This window comes from Rhodococcus sp. EPR-157, from assembly GCF_001647195.1.
Classification (GTDB): domain Bacteria; phylum Actinomycetota; class Actinomycetes; order Mycobacteriales; family Mycobacteriaceae; genus Rhodococcoides.
Genome location: NZ_LVCV01000371.1, coordinates 1 through 7,780, shown reverse-complemented (window position 1 = coordinate 7,780; position 7,780 = coordinate 1). Strand labels below are relative to the sequence as shown.

Here is a 7,780-nt window from a genome sequence, read left to right as displayed (position 1 = left end):
CGGTGGTCATCTGGCATCGCACTCAGGTGCAGACGATCGGCGATTCCAGCGACCTGCGACTGCTGACCGCCGCCGAGTCCGCGGGTGGCCTTGCCGCCGCAGAGATGAGCTTCGACGGGCTCCCTTTTTCCGCCGCTGCGCACGAGAACTATCTCGAGAAAGCACTTGGCAGCCGACCCATCGAAGGCCACCTTCCACCTGAATTGACGGCACTGGAAGCAGCGGTCGGCGACGCGTTCGGGCAACGCGTGAATCCGAGCTCACCGATGGAAGTCGTGTCTGCGTTCGCCCGAGCAGGTATCGAACTGACATCGACGCGGGCACACGTGCTTCGCGACATCGACCATCCAGCCGCTCCACTCCTCCTCCGCCACCGAGACCTGTCGAAGTTGTTCAGCACCAATGGCTGGGCATGGGCCGACACCTGGGTGCGCGGAGACAGATTCCGTCCGGTGTACGTTCCAGGCGGCGTGGTGTCCGGTCGGTGGTCCAGCCGCGGAGGTGGAGCCCTGCAGATACCGAAATCGTTGCGCAGCAGCATCATCGCAGACCCAGGACACCAGCTTGTGATTGCCGATGCCGGCCAACTGGAACCACGAATTCTGGCCGCGATGTCGAGGGACCGAAAGATGATGGAAGCAGCGGGATCCGATGATCTCTACGCACCCGTTGCGGCGGCGGCGTTCGACGGGGACCGAGCGAAGGCAAAGGTAGCGGTGCTGGGAGTGCTGTACGGGGCGACCGCGGGCGAGGCGCGGTCGCTGCTGGTTCTGCTGCGCCGTCGCTTTCCCGACGCAGTCGAATTCGTGGAGAAGGCGGCACGGGCCGGCGAGCGCGGCGAGGTGGTCCGTTCGCTACTGGGTCGCGCCTGCCCTCCCCCTGACGACGCCTGGTGGTCGCACGGCGACGCACACGCCCGCGGGCGCTTCACTCGGAACTTCGTCGTTCAGGCGACCGCCTCCGAATGGGCACTGTGCTTGCTGGCAGACCTGCGCCGTAGGTTGACCGAGAACGCCGGCTCCGGCGAACTGGTGTTCTTCCAACACGACGAGGTCGTCGTCCACAGCCGCGAACCCGACACGGCAGCCCGCCTCGTCATCGAGGCCGCCGAGACCGCGACGCGGTTGTTGTTCGGCGACACGGAGATTCGATTCCCCATGGATGTCGCGATCAGAGAGTGTTATGCCGAGCCGGATTGATCCTCGCCGCGGGGACCGTCGAACGTCACGTCGATCTCCTCGAATCCCTTGCTCCGCTGTGCTTCGGCCTGCCCTGTATAGGTCAGCCTGTCCCCCTCGGTCAGCTGTACGTCGTCGGTGAACGGCGTCAGAAGGGCACGCGGATACAACTTGTCGACACGAACCACGTTGATCTCGACTGAAATCACGACGAGGGCGGCTGCGATGTACATGAATGCAAGGAGACCGAGAACGACGGCGAACACCCCATTGGTGATCGAGGCCCGCGAGACGACGTACTTGATGTAGACGCCGCCGAACGTCTGCAACAGCTGCCAGATGACACCGGCCACGACCGCACCGGGGAGCACGTCGGCTACCGAGAGCGCTCGCGCGGTGGCGAGCCGGAAGGCGATGGTGAATACGATGACGTTCAGAACGACCACTGCGGCGAGAACCACGGCGCCACTGACGGCTCCGAAATATCCGGCGGAGCTTGCGACGTTCACGGCCGTGATCGCAAGGACCGCAACCCCGACAGTGCTGAGCAGAGCCATTCCCCGAACACGCGCAAAGATCGGATCGGGACGAAGATTCTTGGGAACCGCCCACGCGGTGTTCATCGCGTTCTGGACGGCCACCGCGACTCCGAGTCCACCGTAGAGCGACCCGAGAACACCGACGACCAATCCGAGTGTCCCACCACCGATCTTGTCGGGCTCGCCGACATCGGAACCGATGATCGGAATCTGACTCAGTGCGGAGTCGAGGATTTGCTGCTGCAACTCGGGGTTACCGGCAAGCACGATCCCGAGAATGGTCGATGCGAGCAACAGCAGAGGAAAGAGAGAGACGAACGCGTAGTACGCGATCAGGGCCGCAAGATATCCACCTTGATCGTCGACGAACTTGTAGATCACCGCCAGCGGAAACCCGAGGACCGGATGCTTGCGTTGCATCCGGTCCAACCGGCCGGCCGCGCTCAAGGGATCACGACGCCTGGCCGACCGTGGCGCGCGCAGCGGCGAGTCGTGCCAACGTCGTGTCCCGGCCCAGCAACTCCATCGACTCGTAGAGCGGAGGGCTGATGTGAGATCCGGTCACCGCAACCCGCACCGGAGCGAACGCCTTACGAGGCTTGAGCTCGAGACCGTCGATCAGGGCCGCCTTCAAGGACTCTTCCAACGCTGCGGTTCGCCACTCGGGCACCGCCTCGAGCGCAGCGATGGTCGCGTCGAGCACCGGTCCGGCATCGCTACCGAGGTTCTTCGCAGCTGCAGCCGGATCGATCGCGAATTCCCCGTCGGCGACATAGAGGAATTTCAGCAGTGCCCACGCGTCGGACAGCACGACGATGCGCGTCTGAACCAGATCTGCCGCGACGGCGAACTGCGCATCGTCGATTTCCGAGGAAAGGTGACCCTGTTCGGTCAGGAACGCGCGGAGACGAGCAGCGAAGTCGGCCGGCTCGAGAAGCCTGATGTGCTCGGCATTGATCGCGTCGGCCTTCTTCTGGTCGAATCTCGCTGGATTCGAATTGACTTTCGAGATGTCGAACGCGGCGACCATCTCGTCGAGAGAAAATACGTCGTGATCGTCCGAGATACCCCATCCGAGAAGGGCAAGATAGTTGAGAAGACCCTCGGGAACGAAGCCGCGGTCGCGGTGGATGAACAGGTTCGATTCGGGATCCCTCTTGGAGAGCTTCTTGTTCCCCTGTCCCATCACGAACGGCAGATGACCGAACTGCGGCGTGAAGCTCGCGACACCGATCCGCTCGAGCGCTTCGTACAATGCGAGCTGACGCGGAGTCGACGACAGAAGGTCCTCACCGCGAAGGACATGGGTGATCTTCATCAAAGCATCGTCCACGGGATTGACCAAGGTATACAGGGGAATTCCGTTTCCGCGTGTGAGCGCGAAGTCAGGGACCGTCCCGGCCTTGAAGGTCGTCTCGCCACGCACGAGGTCGTCCCACGAAAGATCGTGGTTCGGCATCCGAAGGCGCACAACGGCTTTGCGTCCGTCCGCCAGGAACGCCGCCTTCTGATCCGCGGTCAGATCCCGATCGTAGTTGTCGTAACCCAACTTCGGGTCGCGGCCGGCAGCGAGGTGCCTGGCCTCGACCTCCTCCGGAGTCGAGAAGGATTCGTATGCCTCACCGGCGTCGAGCAGCTTCTGCACAACCTCGAGATGCTGATCACGACGGAGCGACTGGCGGTACGGTTCGTAGGGCCCACCGACCTCCGGGCCTTCGTCCCAGGACAGTCCGAGCCACCGCAACGCGTCGAGAATCGCCGCGTACGACTCCTCCGAATCGCGCGCAGCATCGGTGTCCTCGATGCGAAAGACGAAGGTTCCGCCGTGGTGTCGGGCGAATGCCCAGTTGAACAACGCGGTTCGGATCAATCCGACATGCGGCGTGCCCGTCGGTGACGGACAGAATCGAACACGTACTTCGGTGGAGGTCATAGCTCGCTCACGTTCGAGGGGATGAATTGGTCTCTAGCTTTTCGCTGCAACAGGATTGGTCAAGGTACCGATGCCCTCGACGGTGATCGACACCGTCTGTCCCGCGGTGATCGGCCCGACCCCCTCGGGCGTTCCGGTGAGGATCACGTCGCCCGGCAGCAAAGTCATCACCGCAGAGATCCATTCGATGATCTCCGGGATGTCGTGCAGAAGCAGAGACGTTCGGCTGCGCTGCGCGACCGCACCGTCGACCTCGGTCTTTATCTCGACGTCGGAGGCATCGAGCGTGGTTTCGATCCAGGGTCCGAGCGGGCAGAACGTGTCGTGCCCTTTCGCCCTGGTCCACTGACCGTCCTGACGCTGATGATCACGCGCGGAGACGTCGTTCGCGATCGTGTAGCCGAGTACTACGTCGAGAGCTTTGGCCGCAGGGACGTCCTTGCAGGGACGACCGATGACGACTGCGAGTTCTCCCTCGTAGTGCACCTCGCTGGACGTCGGAGGCAGGACGATCGGGGCACCGGGACCGACGATCGAGGTGTTGGGCTTGATGAAGATGACCGGATCCTTCGGCGCCTCTCCGCCCATCTCCGCCGCGTGTGCCGCGTAGTTCTTTCCGATGGCGATGATCTTGCTCGCCAGAATCGGCGCAAGCAGGCGCACGTCAGCGAGAGGCCAGGATCGACCGGTGAAGGTCGGTGTGCCGAAAGGATGTTCGGCGATCTCCCGAGCCGTCTGCTGCTCACCTTCTCCCTCGATACTCACGAACGCCACACCATCAGGACTTGCAATTCGACCGAGACGCATGTCGAAAGTCTATCGACCACTAGTCCGCGCGTCGGCACGCCCGTCCGATAGCCCCGCCATGACGGGTGTACAGTCCACTCATCGTTTCACCATGCAAGATTCGATGACCATATAGTGAGATTTAAGGATAGGCCATGACCACGACGGACCGTCATCATCGAACACGCACGTCGCGAAAATGGTTCATGCTGGCACTCGGAATGCTCGCGCAGACGGCGGGTGCGGTCTTCATCAACGGCGCAGCATTTCTCATTCCGGCACTGCACGACGACCGAGGCCTCAGCCTCGCCAGCGCAGGACTACTCGTCGCGATGCCGACAGTCGGAATAATGCTGACTCTCATTGCCTGGGGTGTACTCGTCGATCGCATCGGCGAACGACTGGTGTTGGTGATCGGCCTCGGACTCACCGCACTCTTCAGCTTCGCAGCCGTATTCACGACCTCGTTTCTGCTTCTGGGCCTCTGTCTCCTCGCGGGCGGCATGGCGGCCGCAAGTGCGAACAGCGCGTCGGGTCGAGTAGTCGTCGGCTGGTTTCCGCCGGAACGACGAGGCCTCGCAATGGGAATCCGCCAGATGTCGGTACCACTCGGCGTCGCCATCGCCGCCCTGACCATCCCCTCCATCGCACGCGATCACGGCGTCTCTGCTGCCCTCCTCGTCCCGGCGATCATCTGCCTCACCGGAGGTCTCCTGTGCCTGGCCGTCGTCGATCCCCCACGACCGAGCCGGGCAGCAGCTGCAGAGAAAGGTCTACTCGCGAACCCGTATCGGTCGAGCAGTCAATTGTGGCGAATCCACTCGACGTCTGTCCTGCTCGTCGTCCCCCAGTACGTCGTATGGACCTACGCACTGGTGTGGCTGATGTCCGATCGTGAATGGTCGGCCGCGTCGGCAGGCATACTCGTGACCGTCACGCAGATCCTCGGGGCGCTCGGCCGGATGGGGATCGGCGCGCTGTCCGACCGCGTCGAAAGCCGGATGCGGCCCCTGCGATGGGTAGCTGCCAGCGCGGCAGTCAGCATGCTGGGCCTCGCACTGACGGACTGGCTCGATTCACCTCTCTCCGTCGCCCTACTCGTGGTCGCATCGATCGTCACCGTCGCACCGAACGGGCTTGCGTTCACAGCCGTCGCCGAGTACTCGGGTCCGTACTGGAGCGGTCGGGCTCTCGGCGTCCAGAACACGGGGCAGTTCATCGCCGCGTCCCTGGTGCCTCCCACCTTCGGCGCACTCGCAGCGGTCAGCTTCCCTTTGGCATTCCTGGTATCGGCCGTCTTCCCTGCCCTGTCCGTACCTGTGATCCCTGACGATCACGAGTCGCGCGAGTAGTCGCCGTTCTGGGTCGGGCTCGGTTCGGGCCCCGCCCCCCGCGGTGAGCGAATGATGCTGTTTCGGTCACTTGGCGGGACCGAATGTCTGTCTCGGTCACTCTGAGTGTGCGAGTGTCTCATTCGGTCACTTGGCGGGACCGAGTGCCTGATTCGGTCACCCGGGGCGCTAGCGAACGACTCATTCGGTCACCGGTGGACACCCCAGAAACAGCGAATGTCCCATTCGGTCTCCGCAGTGGAGACCGAACGGGACATTCGGTGCGAAAAAGGGCGAGCCCTAGCTACAACCGCCCGGCGATTCGGTCGCCGACCTCCGAGGTGCTTGCGGCTGCCGCCCCGCGCGAGGCGAGGTCGGCGGCGACTGCCGCTTCGACGCGCTCGGAGTTCGCATGATCGCCGAGGTGAGCGAGGAGCAGCGAGACCGACAGGATTGCAGCCGTCGGATCGGCCTTACCCTGTCCCGCGATGTCGGGCGCACTGCCGTGGACGGGCTCGAACATGGACGGGTTCGTCCTCGTCGCGTCGATGTTTCCGCTGGCTGCGAGCCCGATTCCGCCACTGACGGCGGCCGACAGGTCGGTCACGATGTCGCCGAACAGGTTGTCGGTGACGATGACATCGAAGCGCCCCGGATCGGTGACGAGGTGGATCATCGCCGCGTCGATGTGCTGGTAGGCGACCTCGACGTCGGGGAACTCCGTGGACACCGCCTCGACCGTGCGTGCCCACAGGCTTCCGGCGAAGGTCAGCACGTTGGTCTTGTGCAGCAACGTGAGGTGCTTACGACGTCCGAGTGCCCGGGCGAACCCGTCACGTACGACGCGTTCGACGCCGTAGCGCGTGTTGACGCTGACCTCGGTGGCAACCTCGTGCGGGGTGTTAACCCGCAATGCACCGCCGTTGCCCGTGTACGGACCTTCGGTACCTTCGCGAACCACGACGACGTCGATTGCCTTGTTGCCGTCGAGCGGACCGACTACGCCCGGGTACAGCTTCGCCGGCCGCAGGTTGATGTGGTGATCGAGCTCGAAACGGGCCCGCAACAGCAGACCGCGTTCGAGCACGCCGCTGGGCACCGACGGATCACCGATTGCGCCCAAGAGAATTGCGTCGTGCCCGCGAAGTTCGTCGAGCACCGAATCCGGGAGAAGCTCACCGGTCGCGTTGTACCGGCGAGCACCGAGGTCGTACTCGGTCTTCGAGGTACCGGGCACGACGACGTCGAGCACCTTCAGCGCTTGTTCGACAACCTCGGGACCTATTCCATCTCCGGCGATGACGGCGAGCTTCATTGACTCCTCGTTCTTTCGGGGCAATCGGGTACGTGTCGGATCAGAACAGCTCAGGACAGGTCGACGAGTTCGATCGTCGACGCGCCCACTGCACTGGCGATACTTGCACGGAGCTCCGAGGACACGTCCTTGTCGACGCGAAGAAGGATCGTCGCGCCGTCGCCTTCCGAGTCCTGGCTGAGTGCGGCAGCTTGGATGTCGATGCCGGCGTCCCCGAGCAACGTACCGATGCGGCCGAGGCTTCCCGGCTGGTCGGCGTAGTTGACGATGAGGTTCTTGCCCTCGGCTCGGAGTTCGAAGTTGCGACCGTTGATGTTGACGATCTTCTCGACCTGCGAAGTACCGGTGAGCGTTCCGGCGACGTTGAGGACGCTTCCGTCGCCGTAGACGGCGCGGATATCGACGACGCTGCGGTGGTTCTCGCTCTCGGACGCCTTCGTGACCTCGGCTGTGACACCTCGTTCTTCGGCGAGCGACGGGGCGTTGACGAACGTGACCGAGTCCTCGATGACAGCGGAGAACAGCCCGCGCAGCGCCGAAAGCTTCAGGATCTCGACGTCCTCTGCCGCCAGTTCGCCGCGGACATCCACCGACAGCGACGAAGGGAGCTCTTCGGACAGTGCACCGAGCAGCACGCCCTGCTTGCGAACGATTTCGAGCCATGGCGAAACCTCTTCGCCGACGGCTCCGCCCTTGAC

7 protein-coding genes are annotated in these 7,780 nt (G+C 63.5%); 2 read left to right on the top strand and 5 right to left on the bottom strand.

What is annotated here, in order from left to right:
* Positions 1 to 1,199 (top strand): bifunctional 3'-5' exonuclease/DNA polymerase (locus A2J03_RS17060; RefSeq protein WP_068376159.1); only part of this gene is annotated, 1,199 nt, incomplete at its 5' end.
* Here the strand turns inward: A2J03_RS17060 and A2J03_RS17055 are convergent.
* Genes A2J03_RS17055 through A2J03_RS17045 form a run of 3 tightly spaced genes read right to left on the bottom strand, consistent with a single transcriptional unit; the run spans position 1,181 to position 4,457 of the window.
* A complete protein-coding gene (locus tag A2J03_RS17055; RefSeq protein WP_068376158.1) occupies positions 1,181 to 2,137 on the bottom strand; it encodes a YihY/virulence factor BrkB family protein in 957 nt (318 codons plus the stop codon). The genes A2J03_RS17060 and A2J03_RS17055 overlap by 19 nt on opposite strands.
* 31 nt (positions 2,138 to 2,168) lie before the next feature.
* A complete protein-coding gene (gltX, locus tag A2J03_RS17050; RefSeq protein WP_068376156.1) occupies positions 2,169 to 3,650 on the bottom strand; it encodes a glutamate--tRNA ligase in 1,482 nt (493 codons plus the stop codon).
* A 33-nt stretch (positions 3,651 to 3,683) separates the two neighbouring features.
* Positions 3,684 to 4,457, bottom strand: coding sequence for a fumarylacetoacetate hydrolase family protein (locus tag A2J03_RS17045; RefSeq protein WP_068376154.1), 774 nt, complete (start codon positions 4,455 to 4,457; stop codon positions 3,684 to 3,686).
* 134 nt (positions 4,458 to 4,591) lie between these two features.
* On the opposite strand from A2J03_RS17045, the gene A2J03_RS17040 reads away from it, so the two are divergent.
* A complete protein-coding gene (locus A2J03_RS17040; RefSeq protein WP_068376152.1) occupies positions 4,592 to 5,788 on the top strand; it encodes an MFS transporter in 1,197 nt (398 codons plus the stop codon).
* A 283-nt stretch (positions 5,789 to 6,071) separates the two neighbouring features.
* On the opposite strand, the gene A2J03_RS17035 is transcribed toward A2J03_RS17040, so the two are convergent.
* Entirely contained in the window at positions 6,072 to 7,082 is a 1,011-nt protein-coding gene (locus A2J03_RS17035) for a 3-isopropylmalate dehydrogenase (protein ID WP_068376149.1), read from the bottom strand.
* 50 nt (positions 7,083 to 7,132) lie between these two features.
* Positions 7,133 to 7,780 (bottom strand): ACT domain-containing protein (locus A2J03_RS17030; RefSeq protein WP_156520428.1); only part of this gene is annotated, 648 nt, incomplete at its 5' end.

Bases quoted from the DNA above. Each gene is read 5' to 3' on its own strand.
- A2J03_RS17055 (WP_068376158.1), bottom strand. From the start codon at position 2,137: ATGCAACGCAAGCATCCGGTCCTCGGGTTTCCGCTGGCGGTGATCTAC.
- gltX (WP_068376156.1), bottom strand. From the start codon at position 3,650: ATGACCTCCACCGAAGTACGTGTTCGATTCTGTCCGTCACCGACGGGC.
- A2J03_RS17045 (WP_068376154.1), bottom strand. From the start codon at position 4,457: ATGCGTCTCGGTCGAATTGCAAGTCCTGATGGTGTGGCGTTCGTGAGT.
- A2J03_RS17040 (WP_068376152.1), top strand. From the start codon at position 4,592: ATGACCACGACGGACCGTCATCATCGAACACGCACGTCGCGAAAATGG.
- A2J03_RS17035 (WP_068376149.1), bottom strand. From the start codon at position 7,082: ATGAAGCTCGCCGTCATCGCCGGAGATGGAATAGGTCCCGAGGTTGTC.